The organism is Candidatus Villigracilis saccharophilus (assembly GCF_016711665.1).
Window position 1 is genome coordinate 21,175 of record NZ_JADJSO010000085.1, and the last position, 22,538, is coordinate 43,712.

Sequence of the window (22,538 nt, forward strand, 5' to 3'; positions counted from 1 at the left end):
TAAATAATTGCATTAAAAATCTTGTTAGTCTTCAAATGAGAAGATATAGAAAGCCAGATAGGTAGGGATGGCCGGGGTCGTCAACCCAACCACCATCCCTACCCTGCTGGCATGATCAATCATTATTTTTGGTGACAGACTTCGCAGGTCGCGCGGTTGTCCAGGCGCAGGAGTGCGCTGTCAGTCGCGGATGTATTACCTGGCAAAACCCCAGAGTTTGCATGCCCCGTCATCGCCGCGGAAGACCCATGCGGCAGATGGCAGGTCTGACAAACGACCGCATTGACTGTGCCAGTTTGAGCCAGAGGCAGAGTCAGACCACCCAAACCCACCGTTTCAGGGTTTTGATTTGGAACGCCGGGGCCGGCGTAGGTATAGGACATATCTACGCGGTGGGTATAACCACCCGTGGCAACCATTCCAAGATCAGAGCCGGAACCAGCCGCAGTCTGGTGATAAGCACTATGGCAGGCAGCGCAGAGCGCGCTTTGACCGGCTCCCCATTGCTCGGTATCATAATCCTTGGCAGCACCTTCATCAACCTGGGCAACATTCACAGCCACACCATTGACAGTGACGTTGATGGTGCGGTAATTGGTTGATCCATGCGGATCGTGGCAGGAGGCGCAGTTCATGTTGCCACCAGCCAGGTTAGCCGTGACACCGCGATTGACACCATTACCCCAGGCCGCAGCAGTTGTTTCCTGTACAGCATGATTGGAAGTTGTGGCGATCGTCTTGTAAAAGGCGAAACCGCCACCCAGCAAAGGAGCATTAATTGCGGTATTTGCATCGCCAGTTGTATCGGTCGGGTTTCGGCCTTCAAGCCAGATACCGTCGATAACATTGGAATCCGCTCCCGTACCCGTATTTCCATGACATGTCATGCATAGGGTATAGGTATTATTGATGATCAATAGTTTGGGACCGTTGGCGGTGTGTGTGCGATGACAACCGGCGCAGGCATCGGTTGTGGGTGTGAAACCGCCATGCGGACCACCATTTGCAGAAGCCATTGTTGTTAAAGTCAGGGCAGAAACAAGGGCTACTGCCAAAACAATTAGGATTTTTTTCATTGGACTTTCTCCTAAATACATGATTTGCATATCGTACTTAATATGGGGATACGATATGCACAGATTGGGTGAAATGTTTTGACGAGGAACCTCCTGAAAGAAAATTTGAATTATTCATGAAGCAGCAGTAGGCATTCGTCCGCCTACCCGCTGGATACAATCGGTTAATAGGACCAAACCTGAATGCGGTTATTCTCGCGGTCCACGACATAAATGATATTTGTACCGAACAGCACGACATCATTTGGATAATTGAATTGTCCATCATCCACGCCCAGGTCGCCAAAGGAATATAGGAACTCTGGTTGATCGCCGGCAAGACTATAAACCTTTACGTTCTGCCCAACAGCATCCACAATGAACAGGCGTTCTCTGGAATCCAAATAAGCGCCGCGCGGCAGGCTGACAGCGCCTTCGCCGGTGCCGCTGCCAAAATAATATTGGAATTGTTGTGCAGAGTCCCAAACAGAGATACGGGCATTGTTCCCGTCCACTGCGTAATAACGGCCTTTGGAATCCACCAGTACATCATTGGGAAAAATGAACTGTCCATCACCTTCGCCGTAAGACCCAAAGGTGGTGAATGTTGGGGAAAAATCCACCCAGTTTTCCGAGCTTGTTACAGAGGCAGGGTATTCGATGATATTGCTTTTCTCACTGATCACATTGGTAACCAGCATCCTGCCATCCGCGGTAATTGAAATCCCCAAGGGCGACCAGCCCTCAGGCGCAGGAGCCGGAAGAGTCGTCCAGTCTGTTGCCCCGGCAGATTGATACCAAACGCCCTCTTGAAAAATATTATAGAGATATTTTGTGCCTTGCGGCAAGCCGCCCAACTGACTGGAAACATAGGCGCTAAGGGTTAAGTTTGGAGCAATGATCGTGTCGAGATACTCGCCGTCGCCGGTATAAATAAAGATGGCGTGTTGAAGACGATCAGTCACATACACGCGCCCGCGGGCATCCACGGCAACATATACAGGAGACCGTTCACCGGGACCAGTATTGGGGGGCATAAACTCTTTGAGCAGTCGTCCACTGTCAGCTTCAATGATCTTGATCAGGCGGTCGCCGCCAGCTTCTGCAACATACAGCCTCTTGCCATCCTGTGAAACGGCCGCCCCCACCGGCTGATCGATGCCATAAACAGAATACAAGTAATGCGGAGAATAATTGACATCCACCGGCAGCGACATTAACTCAGGCAGCGGCGCGGGATTAAATAAATAGCGCAAAAATAATACAGCGCAGAAACAACTTAAGAACAGCAGCAAAAGCAAAAATAACAACAACAAGCGGCGACGTTTTTCTTCTCTTTTCGATTCTTCAGCAGAATTCGTAAGAATACCGCCCTCAGGCTCAATTTTTGGAGTGGTGTCTGTTGTCATGAATTAACCCTGAGCCTTTATCGCAGCTTCAATACGTTCCTGCACTTGTTGAAGAGAAAAATTATTAGGGTCAAGCTGGAGCGCAATCTTAATGCTGATCAAGGCATCATCCAGGCGGTTTAACTGTTCGTATGTCAACGCCAGACCAAAATGCGCCGAGGAGAAATCGGGCAGGGCTTCTCTGGCAGATTCAAGATATTTCTGCGCGGTCTTATAATCCTTGAGGGAAAAGGCCTGCATTCCGCGCGCATAATCAGTATGATCAGGTTTATTGAGCGCAGTATAACTTTCGATCATGCCAGCATAGGCTTCGGTAAAATCTGGGACAAAGAGTACAGCGCGATCAAAGAACTCTATCGCTTTTTTATGATCATTCATGGTTTGAGATGACAACCCAGCTTGAAAGAGCGCATCAGCATCTGTCGAGTTAATCTTAAGCGCAGCTTCAAGCGCAGGCAGTGCTTTGTCCGCTTGATCCAATGTATTGTAGCTTTCACCGAGAAAATAATAAGCCGTCTGCAGTGCCGTATCACTCATGGCCATTGGGTCGTCTTTACGCAGGTCAATAAATTTTTCAAGCGGCGCAATTGCCTTTTGTGACTGTCCGGATCGTGTATATGTGATCCCGGAGATCAGGAGCGCACCCGTATTTTCAGGGAAAGTACTTAAGACCTGATCGGTTTGCTCAATGGCCTGGGAATACAGCCCCTTGCCCAGATAAAACTCGGCCAAAGCGACCCGTGCCTCGGGGTTTTCTGGATTTTCACGCACGGCAATCTCAAGCTGATCAATGCTAATATCCAGCGGAGACTTGTCATCCACGCGCACGTAACGATCCTTGTAGTAATAACCAAAGAACATTAAAGCGATCGCAGCAAAAGCCAGCCCGGCGGTCCAGATATATTTAATTAATTCACGGCTGTGAATATTATTCAAACGTCCAAGAAACTTCATTACTTACGTCCTCTTTATCAAAACCGCTACGGGTTGCTTACGATACCGGCCGGGTGGCAGCGACTGCATAAAACATCCTGATGGCAGGTATAACAAACCTGACCACCGCTCTTTTTATATTCCTCTGGATGGGTAAAAAGCATATCTTCCGGATGAGAAAGATTATGGCAGGCGCCATTATTACAGAACGCCTGTCCATGACACTGGTAACAATCCTGAGTCGCTTCCTCTGTGGTCGTGCGGTGTTCGATCGTCCACCTGAAATCAGAGTGGGATTCAGGTACCACACCAGTGATCACCGGAGCTTCCACACTTAATTCGCTTCCGCGGCTGGAGATCGGAACAGTATGACAAAGGTTGCATTTTACACTGATAGTGGATACCTCATTTCCGGTTTCGTCCAAATTCACATGTTTATCATCATGGCATCGAAAACACCCTACAAATGCGGCATGTCCCAAATTATTGGGATTGGTTTTCCAAGTAAGGTTCATCTCAGGGAAATAAGTACGGGTATAAATTAATTTGATCTCCGCAATGGCAGCTTCCAAGTCAACGGGATCCGCCTCTGGAAAATGCGCCTTATAGTATTCAGCCAGTTTATCAATCGCAGCGTTGGCAGCAGATTGGCCAGCATATGATGTATTGAGAACTTCAACAGCTTTGGCACGAATAAAGGGAATATCTTTTGAAATGCGTTCACTTGAAATGGATTTATCCACAGCCTGTTCCGGACTGGGAATGTAATGAGAGGTGCGGTTATGACAATCAATGCAATCCAACTGACGCACATGGTCCTCTTCGCGCGCCTTTTCAACAAATTTTTCGCGATCCATATTCAGCATATCGCGCGAAAAATATTCCTTGAGAGTGCCATCAGGCTGTTCCACACCGACCCATGAAATTACCTGGCGTTGTTCGTCCGCGGCGATGTAATAGACCGGGCTCTTAATGTGCCAGTGAATACCTTGATTAATACCGGTGCTTTCCTCCCAGCCGCCCATTTTTAAGATAAGTGTGGTCTTGATTTCTGTATTCGTCTCGTCATTATCATAATGAGAGACCGTCTTGATCACATTGTCACGGAAGGAAGTCGGCGTATGACAGGTCTCGCAGGTCTCACGCGCCGGGCGCAGGTTATGGATCGGGCTTTTGATCGGGCGGTTAAAGTTATTGGTCAAAGTCCCATACACCTGGCGCATACCGGCGATCTTGGCCTCTACAAACGGAACAAGTCCAGGGCCAATGTGACATTTCACACACTCCACATTAGCGTGCGCCGAAGCTTCAAATTGAGCATATTGAGGATCCATGGAATGGCAGACCGTTCCGCAAAACTCGGAACTTTCCGAATACACATATCCCTGGATACCTCCTGCCAGCAGCACCAATGCAATCACAATGGTACCCAAACCTCCCACCATCAGTTTGACCCTTTGGGAGCGTTGGGATAGATCAATCGTGATCGTCGGCCAGCCCTTTTTAATTCTTTCGCGGATGGTTTTTATGATGCCCATGTTATTCTACGCTTCCTTCGATGTGGTTTTTTGAAACGACTTCATCTGCGTTTCCATTTTCAATCCGAGTGATTGATTCAGCGTCATTAATATTCTCGCCCCGAATCTCGATCTCGAGCGGCCAGCGTTTGTTCTCAATTGCGGCAGAAGCCTGCTCAAGATAGGCAAGCTCAAGAGGGTGCTCTTCCTTCATTTGCTCAATGGTCATTTTTCCATTGAAAATACTCAGGTTCAATTTCTTAAGTACAGTGTGATAAAAATGCCAGGTTAATACGGCAAGAACCATCAAGACAGCCTGCCAAAAGTGCAACGTACGACCAACCGGAATGACCCAGCCGGCTGGCAAGATCAAAGTCAATTGAGCTGGGAACATTTGCATAATTCCGGTAAGACCCATAATGAATATGCCCAATACCAACGCCCAATACTCCGCTTTTTGCTCGAAATTAAAACGGTCAAAAATGGGGCGGCGGGAAACCAGCCCGACATTGAACTTCATCAGCTGAACCGCATCGGTCACATCACGCCAGGCTGGGAGCATTTTCCCGAAACGGCGATGAACAAAAGCTCCATCGACAAAAATAGCGATGTGATACAGCGATTGAATTCCAAGGAAAAAGGCGGCCACATGATGCACCTGTCTGGAGGTATCAATACCGCCAAGCAGGGTAAGAATTAATCCACCGGACAGGGTATCGTAATAGGATTGAGCCAGCCCGGTAAGCGCCAACACAGTGAATGAAAGAATCAGGACAATGTGTTCAATACGCTGTCCGAGTGAAAAACGAATCACATAGCGTATTCCAATTGAAGAAACGCGCAAACGCTTAACTGCCTCGGCCGCATCACGATAAAAAATATTTTGTTTCATTACAGTTGGCGATTTCTCAGTTTTTGGCTTTGGCATCTCATTTTCCTGCTTTTTGTGGATCGGATGCTTCCACAGATGTGCTGGGATTTTTCTTATATCTATCCATCACACGGCGGGTGGCGTCCAGCGCGATATACACAACAAATAAACCCATCACAACCGGAATGAAAAACTTATAGAAATTATTGACCAAAAACAATAAAGGCGCATCTTCCCATGTCGGCGAATAATGGCTTAACCATGCCTGGGGGAAAGTAATGCCAATCTCGGTATGACATTGTTGGCAGGTCTTTTGCAAGTTGGCTGGATAAACAGAAGACAGCTTATTTTCATGGGATTGAATATTATGAACGCCATGGCAGTCGTAACAAGTTGCCTTCGCGATTTTCACCTCTCCTGCTTTATGAGAAGAATCCACCGTGCGACCATGAAAATCGTCCAGATAGGTTTGGAAGACATTGGTTGAAATGCCATATTTATTCATTAAACTCATATCGGCATGACAATTTCCGCATAAACCAATTGAGTCTGCCCGAAAATCAATATGAGTTGGGCCTTCCACAACATGACTGCCATGACAGTTGCTGCAGGTCGGCACATCAGGATTTGACTCTGCAGAAAGCGCCTCACCATGGACACTCGTCTCATATGTCGTATAGACTGACATATGGCACTTACTGCACATCTCAGCGACCTTTGTGCGGGGTTCGTTCGGGGAAGTAATATTATGGCCGCCGTGACAATCCACACAGATCGGCGCAAAACGATTTCCCTGCTCCAGCACACGGGTATGTTCGCTGTCGGTTATCTCCTGGAATTTTTCCTGATGACACTTGTGACAGGATGAATTGATATCCATAACGACAGCGCGCTCGTCCGCATAGGCAGTGATCTCAAAAACAGGTTCGCCCTGGGAATCTCCATCAAAAAACTGCGTGTGACACACGGTACAGGATTGTTCCTGTGAATTTTTGTGGGGGTAATCATGCTGAGCATCATGACAGGATCGGCAGCCGTCAATATGATCTGAACCCTCATGCTCCTGCGGATCATAGTATAAGGACATGGTCTTTCCATCCGCAAAACGCCCGAGCATATCAGGGTTTGAATGACAACCAAGGCAGTCTCCAGTCTGGTGAGGACTGCTAGCTGATGAAGAGGCAGTCGGAGTTGGCTCCTGGGCAAGAACCGGCAGGGACATTGCGTCATCCAGGAAGGTCAATCCCAGAACAAACAAGCCGGCAAGCAACGACACAAAATAACGATATCGCATCATAAAGTCACCCCGACATTCGAAAAGGATTGTATCAACCCCACCAGATCTGCCGCATGGGAGACCTGGAATTCAGCGCTTGAGAATATACGTATTCGATCACTGGAAAGATCAAGACGAATAATCTTCGCAGATGGAGCCCATTCGAGTAATTGTGTTACAGGAGTCTTTTTACAAACATCAGAATCGCCGGCGTCCAGAATAATAATGGAAGGCGATTCTGATTGAATGATTTCAGGGAAATTTATTAAATCGGAGTCTAACAAACGCACATTGAATACATTCTGGTACTCTCTTAATGTGCTTGCAACCCCGCGTGATAAGAGTGAATGGTGTGCCAATATGAGTACAGTAGGGAGGGGTTTGATGGTTTCCATATTGATCAGGCGGTATTGTGAATTTTTACTCACGCTATTTGTGTATATTAATGTAAGATTAGCAAAAGCGTCACACCTGATTAGTTAACCGCGACAAAAAAAATGGGTAGTTTTTCAAGATGAAAAACTACCCGTTTGAGCAGGGACAAAGGTTCGAAAAACTTGTCTTACGATCTGGGAGTTAAATTGTGCCTAACCGCATAGGCGGCGGCTTCGGCACGATTGTTATAGTTCAGTTTTTGCAATATATTCTTTATATGATATTTGACCGTGTTCTCACTGACACCCAACCTTGCGGCAATGGATTTATTCGGGAGTCCCTGTCCAAGAAATCCGAGAAGTTCCACTTCTCGATCAGTCAGGTTTTCATCAACAGGATCATTAAAACTGCTTTGTTGAGCAACATAATTTATCAGCCTTGCCGTGACAGAACCTGACATCGGCGGCTCCCCTCTCTCCACTCCCTGTAACAACTTGATAAACTCATCCGAATTCAAGCTTTTTAGCAAGTAACCTGCAGCACCTGCACGCAAGGCTTCCACAAGTTTTTGGTCTTCCTGTGAAATGGTCAACATAACCACTTTTATTTCAGGGAGTGTGCCTGTAATTTGACGGGTCGCCTCTATCCCGTTCATGACCGGCATATCTATATCCATCAGGATCACATCGGGCTTTAATCTTTGGGCTTCGCTGACAGCCTCCTGTCCATTATTTGCCTCGCCGATCACTTGCAGTCCGGCAGCTTTTAACAAACTAACCATGCCATCGCGAAATAATGCGTGATCATCCACAACTAAAATACGCAAAGCCATCAGGATTCTTCTCCTTTGCCTGCCAATGGCAGCCTGACAATCACTTGTGTTCCCTGTCCCTTTTCCGAATGAACTTCGAACGAGGCTCCGATCATTTTAGCGCGTTCACGCATGGATTCAAGACCATAATGAGGTTTGCGATCAGGCGAATCTTCAGCAGGATCAAACCCCGTCCCATTGTCGTGGATCGTTACAGTAAGGGTTTTCTGTTGTTCATACACTTGAATTGTTACTACGGCACGCGTCGCTCCAGCATGCTTGCGGACATTCGCCAGTGATTCTTGAACAATGCGCAAGAGGTGCACGTCACTACCGTCCGGCAGCTGGATGCGGTCCATGTCTTCACTAACAACCAGTTCAGTTGGAATATCACTATACCGTTCAAAACTGATAATGTATTCTGTCAGAACCAGGCCGATATCCTGTCCCCTCTTAATATTCGTTTTTAGATCAAGGATGGCCTGCCGAAGATCAGCAAAGACAGCCCCGGCCGCTTCATCCAACTGACGAAGTTCATTGACCGCATCAGGCAATTTATTCTGCTCGATAAGCATTCGTACCGCAAAGGCTTTATTTCTAACATATCCCAATATTTGGGCAGTGCTGCCATGCAGTTCGCGGGCCAGACGATGACGCTCATCCAGAACCACCCCATACCGGGCATCGTTCATCATTTGCTTTATTGTTAATTCCTCTTCTAACTTTTCAGCTGTGATATTAAACGTATTGATCAGGTCATCAATCTCGTCCCGATTCGCATTTACAGGGATGCGAACGGACAGATCGCCAAGCGCATATTGTCCCAGAGGTGCGCGCAGCATTTCCACCCGTTTTACGATTAAATAATGTGCGATACCATAAAGTATGATCGTGAATACCAGGGTCAGAATAATAGAAAAAACAAAATCAATCCATATATCATTCTCAAAGTGATCGGTTAAGGCCAGTAGCGAATAGTCTGTAATGATCGCGCCCAGCACCCTTTGTGACGGATCATGACATTGATGACAAGCCGGCTCATTAAAAACAGGAATACTGCTACGCAACATCGGTTCTTTGAAATCAGCCGTGCTCAGGATGATGCTGTTTTTCTGCAGGGTGCCTTCCGCTTGGTGGCATTCCACACAGCCGGGTGACTTCAAGGTCACGTCGGGATCAAAACCGTCCGCAGAATCGGTCATTTTCAATTGAGCGTTCCCATCAAATATGGCAACATGCAAAATGTTCTCTTGATTCCCAATATCCACCAGGGTCTCTTGCAGCATTTCACGATCGTTATTTAACATGGCATGCCGCACTCCCCCCCGCGCCAACTCTCCCAAGTCGACAGCCGAATGTTCGATCGTATCCAGCAAGATCGCCTTTTCACGATAGTAATGAAGGATCGAAAATCCCCAAAGAGATATCAAGATCGGCAACGCCAATCCCAACGCTACTTTCCAGCGAATACTTCGGAACATCTAACCTCGATAATACTCATCCAGCAGACTGATTTCAAAAGGCGGTCACCATAAAATATATTTGTAATCGAAACAGTTTTTTTGTCAAAGCCACGCTCTTGCATATCAAAAAAAGAATATGCAGGCTCACATTATAACGTGAGTTTAAACCCGCAGAGTCGACGGCGTATAGAGGAGGTTTCCTTTATATTTTTATCCGGTGTAAAATTCATTTCGTACTCCCCAACAGGTAAAATGAAGTAAATCATTATGCCGATCTGGGGTGTCCCTTACTCAACTTTTCTACAGATATTATTGGAGAATAAAATGGATATTAACAGTAATGTTCCATCTTTTAATAAGGAAGCTTGGGATCGTCAGGTTCAATCAGGTAAAAACCCTTGGACAGTGCCAGTTTCCCCAGAGTTGATCGCGCGGGCGCGAACGGGAGATTGGTCTGTTGTTTTGACGGAGAACAAACCTGTTCCACATGAATGGTTTCCGCCGATGGACGGACTCGCCATCCTCGGGCTCGCCTGCGGCGGCGGACAACAAGGTCCCATCTTCGCGGCGGCGGGAGCGAACGTGACGATCTTCGACAATTCCCCCGCTCAACTGGGGCGCGACCGCGAAGTGGCGGAACGGGAAGGGCTCAACATCCGCACCGTGGAAGGCGACATGCGCGACCTTTCCATCTTTGCGAATGAAAGTTTCGATTTCATTTTTCATCCCGTCTCGAATTTATTTATCCATGAGATCCGCCCGGTTTGGAAGGAAGCCTTTCGCGTCCTGCGCCACGGCGGCACGATGCTGGCGGGTTTTATGAATCCGCTTTTTTATATTTTCGATTATGAAGATATGGATAATGGGAACTTGATCGTCAAGCATAAGATCCCCTATTCGGATATTGAAGTGTACGGAATGGAGCAGCTAAAGAAGGAAGACCGTCCCGCCGAATTTGGACATTCGCTCAACGACCAGCTTGCGGGTCAGCTGGACGCGGGGTTCGCGATCATTGGCTTATATGAAGACCATCACAATGGTCTAAAGATCAGCGAGCACATCGAAACTTATTTAGCCACACGCGCAGTAAAATCATAAACACATAAAAGGAGCAATCATGAAAATTTTAATCGCTGCAGATATGGAAGGCATCACAGGTGTTGTGCATTGGGATCAGGTAAATCCCAATCACTCTGAATATGCCCGCTTTCGAAAGTTGATGACCGCAGATGTCAATGCTGCAATTCGCGGCGCATTCGCCGGCGGAGCCTCATCTGTCATAGTGACAGACGGCCACAACAATGGCAGGAATATTCTCATTGAAGAATTGGATGAACGCGCCTCCCTCACCTCCGGTTCGCCCGCGCCCCTTTCCATGGTCAGCGGCGTGGATGAAGATGTGGACGGTGTAATGTTTGTGGGATATCACGGACGCATGGGCGCGCAAAACGCCATCCTCGACCACACCTGGTCTGACGAGCGCGTATCCGGGTTATGGATCAACGGACGGGCATTTGGAGAATCTGGACTAAACGGCGCAGTCTGCGGACACTTCAATGTCCCCGTCATTATGGCCTCAGGCGATCAGACCCTGTGCGCAGAAGTACAGGAATTCTTTGGCAATAAGATCGAGACCGCGCAGGTAAAGAAAGCTGTCAGCCGCATGTCTGCCGAATGTTTGCCGCCGGCGGTAACCACCAAGTTGATCGAAGAAATCGCGAAACGCGCCGTGATCAACCTGAAAAGCAAAAAAGCGCCGAAACCGTTCAAAGTCGCCGCGCCAATAAAAATGACCGTGGAATTTGAACAATCGGACATGGCGGATAGAGCCGCGCTGATGCCATTTGCGAAACGGACAATGGATCGGCGTGTGGAATATTCGGCTGATGATATGGTGACGATCTATCTTGCCTTCCGCACTCTGCTGGCGCTGGCGCGATGATCTTAACGCTGGGAAAATCGGGTTTAGAAATAAGAATATTCTGTGGAGAATAAAATGAAGTCAATCGTTAAAACCATCCTGAAGATCTTTGCGATATTGATTTTTCTCGCAGGCGGAATTTGGTTCCTGCAAGGCATAAATATCCTGCCTGGCAGCTTTATGACCGGAGATCCGCAATGGTCGATCAATGGCGGTATTGCAATGATCTTCGGAGCGGGTCTATTCTGGTTTGCAAACCAAAAATAAGAATGGCACAACCCGTTCAGATCAACGATCGTGTCAAGATATATCTCGATTCAAAATTCGGAGAAAAAGAGGGCTGGTATGAAGGCACAGTCATTCGCATTGATCCCTACTCCAGACACCGCAGTTTCTACTGGGTGGAACTGAACGCAGATGCACAAGTGATTTTAGGTACCAGGCAAATATCAGTGATCAATCCGAAAAACATAAAGATCGTGGAATAAAATGCCAATAAAAAAACTATCCCTTTACCATTTGACAAAATTCCCCGCATCCGTCACGCCGGACCCTGTTCACCCGTCCATTCTCGCTCTGCATGGACGGGGCAGCAACGAGCGTGACTTGATCGCCCTGGCTGACTATTTGCCAAAAAATCTATTATGGATCAGTCCGCGCGGCACATATGACCTCGGCCCTGATTCCTATGAATGGTTTCAGATCACTCAGGTTGGAAAGCCCGATCCTGCCCGCCTTGCCAATGCGCTCAACACGATAGATAGGTTCATAGACGAGGTCATTGCAAATTATCCTGTGGATAAAAACAAATTGTATCTGCTCGGCTTCAGCCAGGGCAGCATCGTCTCCATGTCCTACGCATTGACCCATCCCCGGCGCATTGCAGGCGTCATCGCCCAATCAGGTTACATTCCACACGAGTCAGGCTTGCAGATCGATGAAGCAGGAATAAAACAGAAGCCTTTCATCCTTACCCATGGGGTACAAGATCCACTGCTCCCCGTGGATTGGGCACGCCGCAGCCGTGACACACTGCAAAAGCTGGATGCCGACCTTCAATATCACGAATTCAACATGGGGCATACAGTCAGCATGGAATCGATTGCCGTGATCAACTCATGGCTGGAGAATAAAATTAAAATGATCATCCCCCTGCTCGAAAAGGCCACCGCCTCGCGCGCACCGCTGATGGATCCCAAACACGAGACAGCCTTCCGCCTCTTCAACGGATTCAACGAAGGCTATCCCGATCTCGCGCTTGATGTTTACGGGAGCACGCTCGTCATCCACAACTACGCCGACGATCCATCTCAAAATCAAACATTGATCCAGGAAGTAACCACCTTCCTAAGAACCTCTCTGAATTGGCTTCAAGCCGGACTTGTAAAAACCCGCAGCGGTGGGACACAGGATGAAAAACGCGGCAAGCTATTATTCGGCACAGAGTTGACCCGCAAGATCAAAGAACACGAAACCTGGTACGCCGTCAATTTGACCTTGAACCGTGACTCGAGTCTATATCTCGATACGCGCAACCTGCGGAAATGGTTATTGGAAAATCTAAAGGATAAGAGTGTCTTGAATACCTTTGCCTATACCGGCAGTTTCGGCGTTGCTGCAAAAAAAGGCGGGGCCAGCCGCGTTGTGCAAATAGATCTCAACCGCGAGTTTCTAAACCTCGCCAAAGACTCTTATATGCTCAACGGATTCCCCATACAAAAGGGAGATTTCATATCCAGAGATTTCTTTGAACAGGTCGGGAATTTTAAGCGCGACAAAAAGTCTTTTGATTGCGTCATCATTGATCCTCCGTTCTTTTCCGCCACCTCCAAAGGCAAAGTGGATCAGGAAAAGGAAAGTGCGCGGCTGATCAACAAAGTCCGCCCGCTGATCAATGACGATGGATATTTGATCGCCATCAACAACGCCCTGTTCCTGAGCGGACAGGAATATATGCAAACCCTTGATGCACTATGCAAGGATGGATATTTAAAGATCAGGGAACTCGTTCCCGCCCCGGAAGATTTTACAGGGTATAACCCGCTTGGGAAAACAGTCACCGACCCCGCGCCATTTAATCACTCCACCAAGATCGCCGTGTTGGATGTGAAACGAAAGTAAAAATGACAGGTGAAGTTGATCTGAAAAAACTCATCCAAGGCATGCGGCCTGAACTCAACCAGGGCGAATATGTGTACTGTCTTATGGATTCAAAAGAACGCGCCAAAGAACTCGATCCGCTTTGTTATTTTCATGAAAAGGAAGGCGTGACCGTCATCCTGCCAAAGGAAAAAGCAGACTCGCTAAGCCTTCCTTATGACACCATCTGTGCGTGGATCACACTCACGGTTCATTCCTCGCTGGAAGCTGTTGGCTTGACCGCGGCAGTTTCCAACACCCTGACAGAAGCAAACATCAGCTGTAATATCGTGGCCGCATTCCATCATGACCATATTTTTACGCCGGTGAAAGATGCAAGACGAGCCATGGACACATTACATAAGTTAGCATCAGCAGGGTCTGAATAAAAAGAGACCGCGCTAAAGCGCGGCTCCAACTTTCACTGTTTATTTACGGTCTCCACGAGGGGGCGTACCAATCATAATCTGTGGACAGGCCCGGGGCCTGCAAAATTTTCTGTTCCATTGTCGCAAGGTCTACTACAAATAAATGACCGCCGCTGGCAGATGTCGTTTCCTCCACAAGCAAATACTTTCCATTCGGCGAGAAGACCAGGCGTCCCACAGTCGCCCCCTTATAAGCCGAGGTTAAGATCTTGCCATCGCGGCTGACCACAAAGACTTCCGCGCTCGGCTCACCGTTTGCTGAACTGGTGGAATAATTAAATGCGACGAATCTGCTGTCCGGCGACCAAATGTATGGATACAAGCTTCCGCCTGTAAAGTTTGCCAGCGTCACTGCGTTGGCGCCATCCGGTTCCATGATCTTTAATTCATGCAGTTGACCGTCTGCATTATAGTCATCATACGCAAGCAGGCTGGCATCCGGCGACGACACAAAAGGCACTTTGGTCTGCAGCGTTTCAAACATCAGGCGCGCCTGTCCATTCACCGCGCGCACCAGGTAGACCTCGCCTTCGGTGCCGGGCAAACCAGACCGCATAATGATGTTCTCAGTGTACCAGCCATCCAAAATATAAGGCTTTCCTTCTGGAGGAAGTCCCGGCGATATACTCTTCAACTCCCTGCCATCCCGCTGAACGATATACACATCCTCGCCGCCCGCTCCATCCTGCACGCGGAAGGCGATCCATTTATTATCGCGTGACCAGAACGGCGGATCAATGTAAGGAAACTCTGCCACTGAAGTCCACACATTCCCATCAGGGTCAAACAACCACATGCGGGTCGGCGTGCCATTTGGATTATTAGAATACGCAAAGGCAGCCTGCTTTCCATCCGATGACCAGTTCAACGGGCTGATCGTAAAATTAAATGCAAACGGCACTTTGATCTCTTCGATGGGCGGACATTTCTCTGTATTAAAAACACAGACACCTGACACACGCACCAACTGAATCGATTTCCGCCTGTCGCGGCTGAAGGAAGAAATATAAATCTCCCGCATCTTCTTCGGAAGTCGAGCCTGACACTGTTACTAAAGGTGTGATGCCAGTTGTGGAAGAACCCGTATCATTGAATGAATCAAACGGGATAGCGAACATCGAAGCGTCAAAAGATTGGTCAAAGTTAATCTGGTTTACGACACGCTCCCCTTGCAGTGTTCCGCTTCCATCTTTTCCAAACTCCTGCAATCTCAAAATGACCGCAGTCTGTGTATCAAGCCACATTCTCCATGAAACGAAGGAATTTTCAGCGAACATCCATTCAATAACAAGCGTGTCTCGCCCGGCTACTGATGTGGTCTCAACGGGTTTAAAGATCCCTTTATTTTGAGAATAATCCGACGGGAAAGCGAGCTGGGAAAGCGGCGTGCCGATCTGACTCCAGATTGGATTGGGATGAGATTCGCCGTCAACCAGCGGCGGTATATATTGGCCCACACGCGCAAAATCAGGATATGAAATAACCTCCGCCTGTGCCGAACTGCCATTTAAATTGTAAATATTTATGCCATCACTGATCGTGATCCGAGTATCTACAGCACTAGCTGTTCCAGTTAGTTCAACTTTGTATCTACTGTTTAATGGATCAATCCATACCTGTTCTTGATATGTTTGTAATACCCCGCCGGTTCCGTACCAGATAGTTTCACCTTGCATGTGGATAGTTCGCCACCTTCCAGCGCTTTCGAACATAGCCATCCGGATCTGTTCAGAGGTTGAATCAATTGTCAGGTTTACCGGAGCAGGCAAGGGCGCCGTACTGAGAGGAGAGATCGGCGCAGGATCAGTAACAGGGGTAGAAGAGGATGCCAATGGCGTACAAGCTGTCAGAAACAAAAGCGTTAAGAGCAATATCTTTTTCATTAAATCTCCTGCAATTACCGAATTAACAAATCAAATTCAAGACGATTGCGATTAAAAAAAGGTTCCCGTTATCTTTCGATAACGGGAACCTTCAAGATCTTTATTGCAAACAAACTGCGCTAGCTAATCTTCTTGGTATTGCTTACCGTTACGGGTTAGGGTAGGCTACGCTGTTATAGATAATGGGAGCAACCCAAAGCGCGCGATCGCCTGTTGGAGAACCATTTGAAAGAATGGTGAGAATGAACTTTATGTCCTTGCCTACCAGTGATTCGAGGCTGACATCGGCGGTACCGTTTAGTCCTTCATTTTTTTCACCAAATGCCCACATGGTTTGAATGGTGGAGCTGCCGGAAATAGAATAGTCCAAACGGAAGGTTACATTGCATTGTGCGGTACCTTCACAACCAACAAGGGAACGGAACTTATCGCCGCTTTTCACAGTATAGGCCGGATAAATACCCTGGATATAACCATTTGTAACATTCTGCGGGAAGGTTACCAAACCGGTGCGGTTATCGTAGGTACCGTTCTCCAATTTGGAAGGGTTAACCTTCAAAACAAATCCCTTTGCATCGCCATCGGTACCGGGGCAGGGTAACGAACCTGCTCCACTGTACCAGCTGGCATCACATACTTTTTGTGAAAAATCATAGGTCGTACCGGCTAAGGGAGTAGCGGTCGGGCCAGGGGTAACGGTCGGACCAGCCGAGCCTGTAACCTTGATCTCCACCCAGAAGGATTTCGTGCCGCCGGTGCCAATGCCGAATGAAGCACCTGCCGCGCTCTTTAGCTTCCAATATCCGCGGTATGTTCCAGAAGTTGGGGGAGCGGTCAGGTTGGTGGAGACATCGACGGTTTGACCAGGAGCCACGGTGGTTGGGATAACGCCATCAATCCCACCCATCTTTTCGCCGGTATCAAAAATCAAACTGTAATTACTCCACGAGCATGTACCTATGTTCTTAAGACGCCAGGTCTTTAAGAAAGGTGTGTTTGCCGGGAAGGAGGTGCCATCCGGCACATTGACATCAGCGATGAATTGCGCGAGATTGGTACAACTGGAAACAGGGGTTGCTGTTTTGGTTGGAGTAGATGTGGGTGGAGTTCCTGTGACCGTTGGTGCGGGGGTATTGGTTGCAACCGTACCACCTGAGCGGGCGATGACCGGGTTGATCCATAACGCGCGGTCGCCTGTCGGGGATCCATAAGCGGAAATTACAAGGATAAACTTGACATCTTTACCCGCAAATGAACTAAGGTCGAGGTTGGCGCCGTATGTCCAGCCTTCATATTTTTCACGGAATGTCCAAAAAGTTTTAACGGGATCTGAACCGATCTGGTAATCAAGACGATAAGCCACATAACAACTGGTGGCATTATATTCACAGCCAATGGTCGCTTGGAAGCGGTCCCCGCTTTGCACCTTAAAGGCGGGATAAATTCCCTGAACATAGCCATTATTGACATTGTTGGGAGCAAGTAAGAGACCGGCCAGTGTAGATTCGATACCGGTCTCAGGTTTGGGTTTATCCAACTTAAGCGCAAAACCATTCGCATTGCCATCCGTGCCGGGGAACGTAAATGCGCCCGCGCCAGTGGACCAGGTCGCATCAGAAGCCTTGGCAGTGAAGTCATAACCAGTTCCAGTGGATGAGCTGACATTGATCTCCACCCAAAAAGTACTATTAGCGTTGGAACCGATACCAAATTCGCCGCCTGAAGCGCTCTTGAGTTTATAGTAGCCGAAGTAATGTCCGCCAGAGGCCGGCGCGGTCATATCCACAGAAATATCAACTGTTGCGCCAACATTAACAGTAGTAGGAAGGGCAGCAGAAGTGGGCGCGCCCATCTTCTCTCCACTGACAAAGATCAAAGAGACATCGCTCCAAGCTGATGTCCCAATATTCTTGAGGCGCCATGTCTTCTTAAATGCAGTGCCAGGTGCGTAGGTTGTGCCATCGGGAACCGTCACATCAGCAACGAATTGAGCCCAATAAGCTGTTGCAGCCTGAGCAGGCTGAACGGCCGAAGCAGGCACGACGGAAAGCATCAGTGCAAGCAAAAGTAAGGTAGTCGCAAATTTTGATACAAGTTTCATTTCTTCCTCCATGCAATGCAAATACTAATCAAAAGACGCAAAATAATCTAAAAAAGTTCCATGACTATACGCCCTTCCTAGTATAACTTTTCTTAAGAGAATGTTCAATATATTAACAAGGCAATTTTGTGGTCATTTTGTACCATATCAATCAATAAACTATAATCACTTTATGTCCCGCACCATCCTACATTTAGATCTTGATGCCTTTTATTGCTCAGTCGAAGAGACTCAAAACCCTGAGCTGCGCGGTAAAGCCTTTGCAGTGGGAGGCAAACCCAACGAACGCGGCGTGGTCGCATCCTGTTCGTATGCGGCGCGCGCGGTTGGAGTTCGCAGTGCAATGCCCATGTCGCGCGCTCTTCAAATGTGCAGGAACTTAATCATCGTTCCCGGGCGGCATAAGCTATATGAAGAATACTCTAAAAATGTAATGAGTAAACTGCATGGATTAACAGGTCTGGTCGAACAGATTTCCATCGACGAGGCCTTTCTCGACATCTCAGACATGCGCGAAGCCCCGGCACGCATCGCACTTAACCTGCAAGCTGATATCAAAAACAATTTGCATTTACCCAGCTCGATCGGCATCGCATCCAATAAACTCGTGGCAAAGATCGCAACCGAGGTCGGCAAGAAATCAAGCAAGAAAAAAACCGAGCCACCATTTGGATTAACAATTGTCCCCGCAGGTGAAGAAGCAAAATTCCTCGCTCCCCTGCCCGCGGATATGCTCTGGGGCGTGGGTCCAAAAACATCTGCGCGATTAACTGAACTTGGTATTCACACCATCGGTGACATTGCCAACTGGCCTGAAAAGGAACTTGTCAATTTATTTGGTGAAAACGGGCGCGACCTGTGGCGTCATGCGCACGGCATTGACAACCGTCCCATCGTCACAGAATCCGAGACCAAATCCATCAGCCAGGAAATCACATTCAATATGGATGTGCGCGATGAAAAGACTCTCGAAAAAACCCTGCGTGAACAGTCCACGGAAGTAGGCAGGCAACTTCGCAAAAATGATCTTGCTGGAAAAACGATCAAACTCAAAATTCGCTGGACTGATTTCACAACCATTTCCCGTCAAGCCACATTACCCACATCCACAGATAACGATGATGAGATTTTCCGCACCGCCGTCAAGCTGATGAAAACTGTCCGCAAGCAGAATCAAGCCGTGAGGTTGATCGGAGTCGGCGTCAGCGGAATCGGCGCTCCGGTACGACAGCTCAGCTTGTGGGACGCGGGAAACGAGAAGTCCCGCAAATTGCAGGAAGTGGTCGATCGGCTTCAGGAAAAATATGGAAGAGATGTGATTCATAAGGGCGATCTAAATTTGTAAACGAATGGCGGATATGTCATAATTTGATAGATGTGCGGCATGTTTTTAACACGCAGGACGGGAAGCTCCTATGAACAATAAAACCATTGAATGGCTTCTGCAAGGCGAAGCATGGATCGAATATCGAACACGGGTGGATTTGTTTGGTCAAACTGAAAAAGATCCGCAGGTGATCTCTGCTCGAAAAGCCATGCTGGCTGATACGAAAATTCAATCCCTGCTAGCCGAGTTGAACGAGTGGCCTGGCACAGTTCTCAACAGTCACAAATCTGCCAGTCAGTCATTTCACAAATTGGCCTTCCTTGCAGATCTGGGATTGAATGTCAACGATGCCCCTGTGAAGAAGATCGCTGACAAAGTGATGAAGCATCAATCCAGTCAGGGACCATTTCAACTTACCATGAACATCCCAACCCATTTCAGCGGCAGTGGAGAAGATGAATGGGCATGGGCTTTATGTGACGCGCCTATTGTTGTATCTGCGTTGGTTCAAATGGGATTAGGCAATGACAAGCGTGTAATTTCAGCAGTTGAGCATTTGGATGGACTTGTCCGTGACAATGGCTGGCCTTGCGCTGTCTCGCCAGAGTTGGGAAAATTCCGCGGGCCGGGGCGAAAGGATGATCCCTGTCCATACGCGACGTTGGTCATGTTAAAGGTACTGGCGCACGTGCCTGAGTTGCACGAAGGTAAATCCGCAAAGATCGGAGTGGAGACCCTGCTCACCCTTTGGGAAGAAAGTAAGGAACGCCATCCTTATATGTTCTTCATGGGAGCAGACTTCCGCAAGCTGAAAGCTCCGCTGTTCTGGTACGACATTCTGCATGTGGTGGATGTGCTCAGTTATTTCAAGTGGGCAAGGAAAGATAAACGCTTCAAAGAAATGCTAAAGCTCGTTGAATCCAAAGCAGACGATGAAGGACGATACATCCCTGAATCCATCTGGACGGCGTGGAAGGATTGGGATTTTAGTCAAAAGAAAATCCCATCAAGAGGACTGACATTATTTGTTCATCTCATTCTGGAAAGAACCAAACAATAAAGGAGGCAGCATGCCAAAACCAACAACAAAACCTCAAATCATTGAAACTGCTCAAAAAGAACGCGCCGCACTGGAAGAACTGCTCGCCACATTGACGCCTGAACAAATGACTCAACCCAACCTCATCGGCGAATGGGCGGTCAAGGATGTGCTCTCGCATCTCGTTGAATGGGAAGGGATGGTGATGAAATGGTACGCAGAAGGTCTGAAGGGAAAAACTCCAGCCGTACCATCCGAGGAATACAACTGGGGGCAATTGCCGCAATTAAATCACGCCATCTTCCTCAAGCACCGTGATAAGACGCTTGCAGAAATAATGAAGATCTTCAAGACTTCGTATAAAAAGATCATGAAAACCATTGAAGAAATTCCCGAAAAGGATTTGTTCACCCGCAAGGTTTATAAATGGACGAATAACAATCCGCTGGCGGCATATTTTGTCTCAGCCACAGGCAGTCACTACCGCTGGGCGCGGACAACGATTCGGAAGGCAATCAAAAAGTAATCAGTTGTAGGAGATTGACATGAAAATTCTTGACCTGAAAAAACAATTCAAAAATCTGTATCAACCCTCGGCGAAGAAGATCGAAACGATTCAAGTCCCAAATCTGCAATTCGCCATGATCGACGGCGCGATTGAAAAAGGCTCCGAACCTGGAAAGTCACCCTCTTTTGCAGAGGCCACTCAGGCTTTATACGGACTGTCCTACACACTCAAGTTCATGCTCAAGAAGCGCAAGACGAACGCCATTGACTATCCCGTCATGGCACTGGAAGGTCTGTGGGGAGTGGAGGACGGATTCTTTGATATTACCGTGAAGGATAATTGGGTCTATACCTTGATGATCATGCAGCCTGATGTCATCACGAAAGAAATTTTTGAGGAAGCAAGGGAACAAGTCCGCAAGAAGAAGGGTGACAGTGAAATGCTCTCGAAGGTAAAGCTCGCCCACTTTGAAGAAGGCCTGTGTGTGCAGGTGATGCACATCGGACCATACGCCACCGAGCCCGCAACGATTGACCGCATGAAGGAATTCATGACAGAGAATGGATTGAAGGATAATGTTGGGCCAAATGGTTTGCACCATGAGATCTATATCAGCGATCCGCGCAAAGCCGCGCCTGATAAAATGAAAACTGTATTGAGACATCCAGTTGTGAAGAAGTGAGAAATAAAAAGTGAATTGTTTTTACCATCCTGAAATATCCGCCGTTGGATTATGTAAACACTGTCAGCGCGGACTTTGCTCCGAATGCGCCGCCATCGTGGATGATGTACTCGCCTGCAAAGGCCACCATGAAGAACAAGTCCGCGCGCTGGAACAGCTTACTGCCCGCAACTTATTTCAATCCAGGCGCGTTGCTTCCGCATACAATCGCAACGCGATATTTTATGGATTGGTCGGCGTGTTATTCTCGGGATTCGGAATCATGCAATACCGCTTTCTCGGATTGCAGGCCGTGTTCTTTATTTTGATCGGACTGTTTCTGCTTTACGCGGCAATTGCAAATTATCTTGAAGGCAGAAAACAAAAATAATGGGCACATGGATCTGTCACCTGCGCATCGCAGAAAAACTTCTTCCCCATTTCCCCGAATTGGATACAACATTATTCACATTCGGCAACCTCGCGCCTGATTCGGGCATTCCCAACGAAACATGGACAGAGTTCGACCCTCCCAAAGAAGTGACCCACTTCCTGCATAGAGGTGAGGGCGAAGATATGATTCGCGACCTGGTGTATTACCGCGAACACTTGAAAAATATTAATCCACAGAATGATATAAAAGCATACAGTTTCCGCTTTGGATATTTCACACATCTCATCTGTGATATTTTGTGGATGAAATTTCTCGGTATCACAACCAAAACTGCATTTCAGGAAATGCTCGCGGAAGATGAATCAAAAGCATGGGGAATGATCAAAAAGGATTGGTATGGTCTCGATCAGGTATATAACCACGCACA

At 47.8% G+C, this 22,538-nt stretch carries 24 protein-coding genes; 12 read left to right on the top strand and 12 right to left on the bottom strand.

All coding sequences use genetic code 11. The features are described 5' to 3' along the window. Window positions 1-122: 122 nt before the first annotated feature. From IPL17_RS26635 to IPL17_RS26675, 9 genes are all read right to left on the bottom strand, one after another. Window positions 123-1,076, bottom strand: a complete 954-nt coding sequence (locus tag IPL17_RS26635; protein WP_345310121.1) for a cytochrome c3 family protein — start codon at window positions 1,074-1,076, stop codon at window positions 123-125. A 164-nt stretch (window positions 1,077-1,240) separates the two neighbouring features. Continuing rightward, window positions 1,241-2,464: an NHL repeat-containing protein gene (locus tag IPL17_RS26640; RefSeq protein ID WP_345310122.1), complete on the bottom strand. Its 1,224-nt coding sequence runs from the start codon at window positions 2,462-2,464 to the stop codon at window positions 1,241-1,243. Window positions 2,465-2,467: 3 nt separating this feature from the next. Continuing rightward, window positions 2,468-3,418, bottom strand: coding sequence for a tetratricopeptide repeat protein (locus tag IPL17_RS26645; RefSeq protein ID WP_345310123.1), 951 nt, complete (start codon window positions 3,416-3,418; stop codon window positions 2,468-2,470). A 26-nt stretch (window positions 3,419-3,444) separates the two neighbouring features. Continuing rightward, window positions 3,445-4,935, bottom strand: a complete 1,491-nt coding sequence (locus tag IPL17_RS26650) for a NapC/NirT family cytochrome c (protein WP_345310124.1) — start codon at window positions 4,933-4,935, stop codon at window positions 3,445-3,447. 1 nt (window position 4,936) lies between these two features. Next, a complete protein-coding gene (locus IPL17_RS26655) occupies window positions 4,937-5,842 on the bottom strand; it encodes a cytochrome b/b6 domain-containing protein (RefSeq protein ID WP_345310125.1) in 906 nt (301 codons plus the stop codon). Window position 5,843: 1 nt separating this feature from the next. Continuing rightward, complete coding sequence (locus IPL17_RS26660; RefSeq protein ID WP_345310126.1) at window positions 5,844-7,082, bottom strand: cytochrome c3 family protein; 1,239 nt, start codon at window positions 7,080-7,082, stop codon at window positions 5,844-5,846. Further along, complete coding sequence (locus IPL17_RS26665; protein WP_345310127.1) at window positions 7,079-7,489, bottom strand: hypothetical protein; 411 nt, start codon at window positions 7,487-7,489, stop codon at window positions 7,079-7,081. The genes IPL17_RS26660 and IPL17_RS26665 overlap by 4 nt, the downstream gene beginning before the upstream one ends. 134 nt (window positions 7,490-7,623) lie before the next feature. Next, window positions 7,624-8,268: a response regulator transcription factor gene (locus tag IPL17_RS26670; RefSeq protein ID WP_345310128.1), complete on the bottom strand. Its 645-nt coding sequence runs from the start codon at window positions 8,266-8,268 to the stop codon at window positions 7,624-7,626. After that, window positions 8,268-9,728: a sensor histidine kinase gene (locus tag IPL17_RS26675; protein ID WP_345310129.1), complete on the bottom strand. Its 1,461-nt coding sequence runs from the start codon at window positions 9,726-9,728 to the stop codon at window positions 8,268-8,270. Before IPL17_RS26675 ends, IPL17_RS26670 begins: the two co-directional genes overlap by 1 nt. Window positions 9,729-10,034: 306 nt before the next feature. Between IPL17_RS26675 and IPL17_RS26680 the strand changes: the two genes are divergently transcribed. Genes IPL17_RS26680 through IPL17_RS26705 form a run of 6 tightly spaced genes read left to right on the top strand, consistent with a single transcriptional unit; the run spans window position 10,035 to window position 14,159 of the window. Continuing rightward, window positions 10,035-10,808 (top strand): class I SAM-dependent methyltransferase, encoded by a 774-nt coding sequence (locus IPL17_RS26680; protein ID WP_345310130.1) that lies wholly within the window; start codon window positions 10,035-10,037, stop codon window positions 10,806-10,808. Between the two features lie 19 nt (window positions 10,809-10,827). Beyond that, window positions 10,828-11,652 (top strand): M55 family metallopeptidase, encoded by an 825-nt coding sequence (locus IPL17_RS26685; RefSeq protein ID WP_345310131.1) that lies wholly within the window; start codon window positions 10,828-10,830, stop codon window positions 11,650-11,652. Between the two features lie 54 nt (window positions 11,653-11,706). Continuing rightward, complete coding sequence (locus IPL17_RS26690; RefSeq protein WP_345310132.1) at window positions 11,707-11,898, top strand: hypothetical protein; 192 nt, start codon at window positions 11,707-11,709, stop codon at window positions 11,896-11,898. Between the two features lie 2 nt (window positions 11,899-11,900). Continuing rightward, on the top strand, window positions 11,901-12,119 hold the full coding sequence (locus IPL17_RS26695) for a hypothetical protein (protein ID WP_345310133.1): 219 nt from the start codon (window positions 11,901-11,903) through the stop codon (window positions 12,117-12,119). Window position 12,120: 1 nt separating this feature from the next. Next, a complete protein-coding gene (locus tag IPL17_RS26700; RefSeq protein WP_345310134.1) occupies window positions 12,121-13,752 on the top strand; it encodes a class I SAM-dependent methyltransferase in 1,632 nt (543 codons plus the stop codon). A gap of 2 nt (window positions 13,753-13,754) precedes the next feature. Further along, on the top strand, window positions 13,755-14,159 hold the full coding sequence (locus tag IPL17_RS26705) for an ACT domain-containing protein (protein ID WP_345310135.1): 405 nt from the start codon (window positions 13,755-13,757) through the stop codon (window positions 14,157-14,159). A gap of 43 nt (window positions 14,160-14,202) precedes the next feature. Here the strand turns inward: IPL17_RS26705 and IPL17_RS26710 are convergent, their stop codons facing one another. From IPL17_RS26710 to IPL17_RS26720, 3 genes are all read right to left on the bottom strand, one after another. Continuing rightward, window positions 14,203-15,099: a hypothetical protein gene (locus IPL17_RS26710; RefSeq protein WP_345310136.1), complete on the bottom strand. Its 897-nt coding sequence runs from the start codon at window positions 15,097-15,099 to the stop codon at window positions 14,203-14,205. 34 nt (window positions 15,100-15,133) lie between these two features. After that, entirely contained in the window at window positions 15,134-16,081 is a 948-nt protein-coding gene (locus IPL17_RS26715; protein ID WP_345310137.1) for a hypothetical protein, read from the bottom strand. Window positions 16,082-16,229: 148 nt separating this feature from the next. Next, entirely contained in the window at window positions 16,230-18,182 is a 1,953-nt protein-coding gene (locus tag IPL17_RS26720) for an NBR1-Ig-like domain-containing protein (RefSeq protein ID WP_345310138.1), read from the bottom strand. A 172-nt stretch (window positions 18,183-18,354) separates the two neighbouring features. Here IPL17_RS26720 and dinB point away from each other — a divergent pair, with 172 nt between their 5' ends. The 6 genes from dinB to IPL17_RS26750 all read left to right on the top strand — a co-directional run. Beyond that, a complete protein-coding gene (gene dinB, locus IPL17_RS26725) occupies window positions 18,355-19,527 on the top strand; it encodes a DNA polymerase IV (protein WP_345310139.1) in 1,173 nt (390 codons plus the stop codon). 70 nt (window positions 19,528-19,597) lie between these two features. After that, complete coding sequence (locus tag IPL17_RS26730) at window positions 19,598-20,569, top strand: hypothetical protein (RefSeq protein ID WP_345310140.1); 972 nt, start codon at window positions 19,598-19,600, stop codon at window positions 20,567-20,569. A gap of 10 nt (window positions 20,570-20,579) precedes the next feature. Then, window positions 20,580-21,074, top strand: coding sequence for a ClbS/DfsB family four-helix bundle protein (locus tag IPL17_RS26735; protein WP_345310141.1), 495 nt, complete (start codon window positions 20,580-20,582; stop codon window positions 21,072-21,074). A gap of 19 nt (window positions 21,075-21,093) precedes the next feature. Continuing rightward, the gene (locus IPL17_RS26740; RefSeq protein ID WP_345310142.1) at window positions 21,094-21,738 is read left to right on the top strand and encodes a GyrI-like domain-containing protein; all 645 of its coding nucleotides are present in this window, start codon (window positions 21,094-21,096) and stop codon (window positions 21,736-21,738) included. A gap of 10 nt (window positions 21,739-21,748) precedes the next feature. Beyond that, the gene (locus IPL17_RS26745; protein WP_345310143.1) at window positions 21,749-22,108 is read left to right on the top strand and encodes a hypothetical protein; all 360 of its coding nucleotides are present in this window, start codon (window positions 21,749-21,751) and stop codon (window positions 22,106-22,108) included. Then, the coding region (locus tag IPL17_RS26750) for a zinc dependent phospholipase C family protein (RefSeq protein WP_345310144.1) at window positions 22,108-22,538 on the top strand (431 nt) is incomplete at its 3' end. The genes IPL17_RS26745 and IPL17_RS26750, both read left to right, overlap by 1 nt.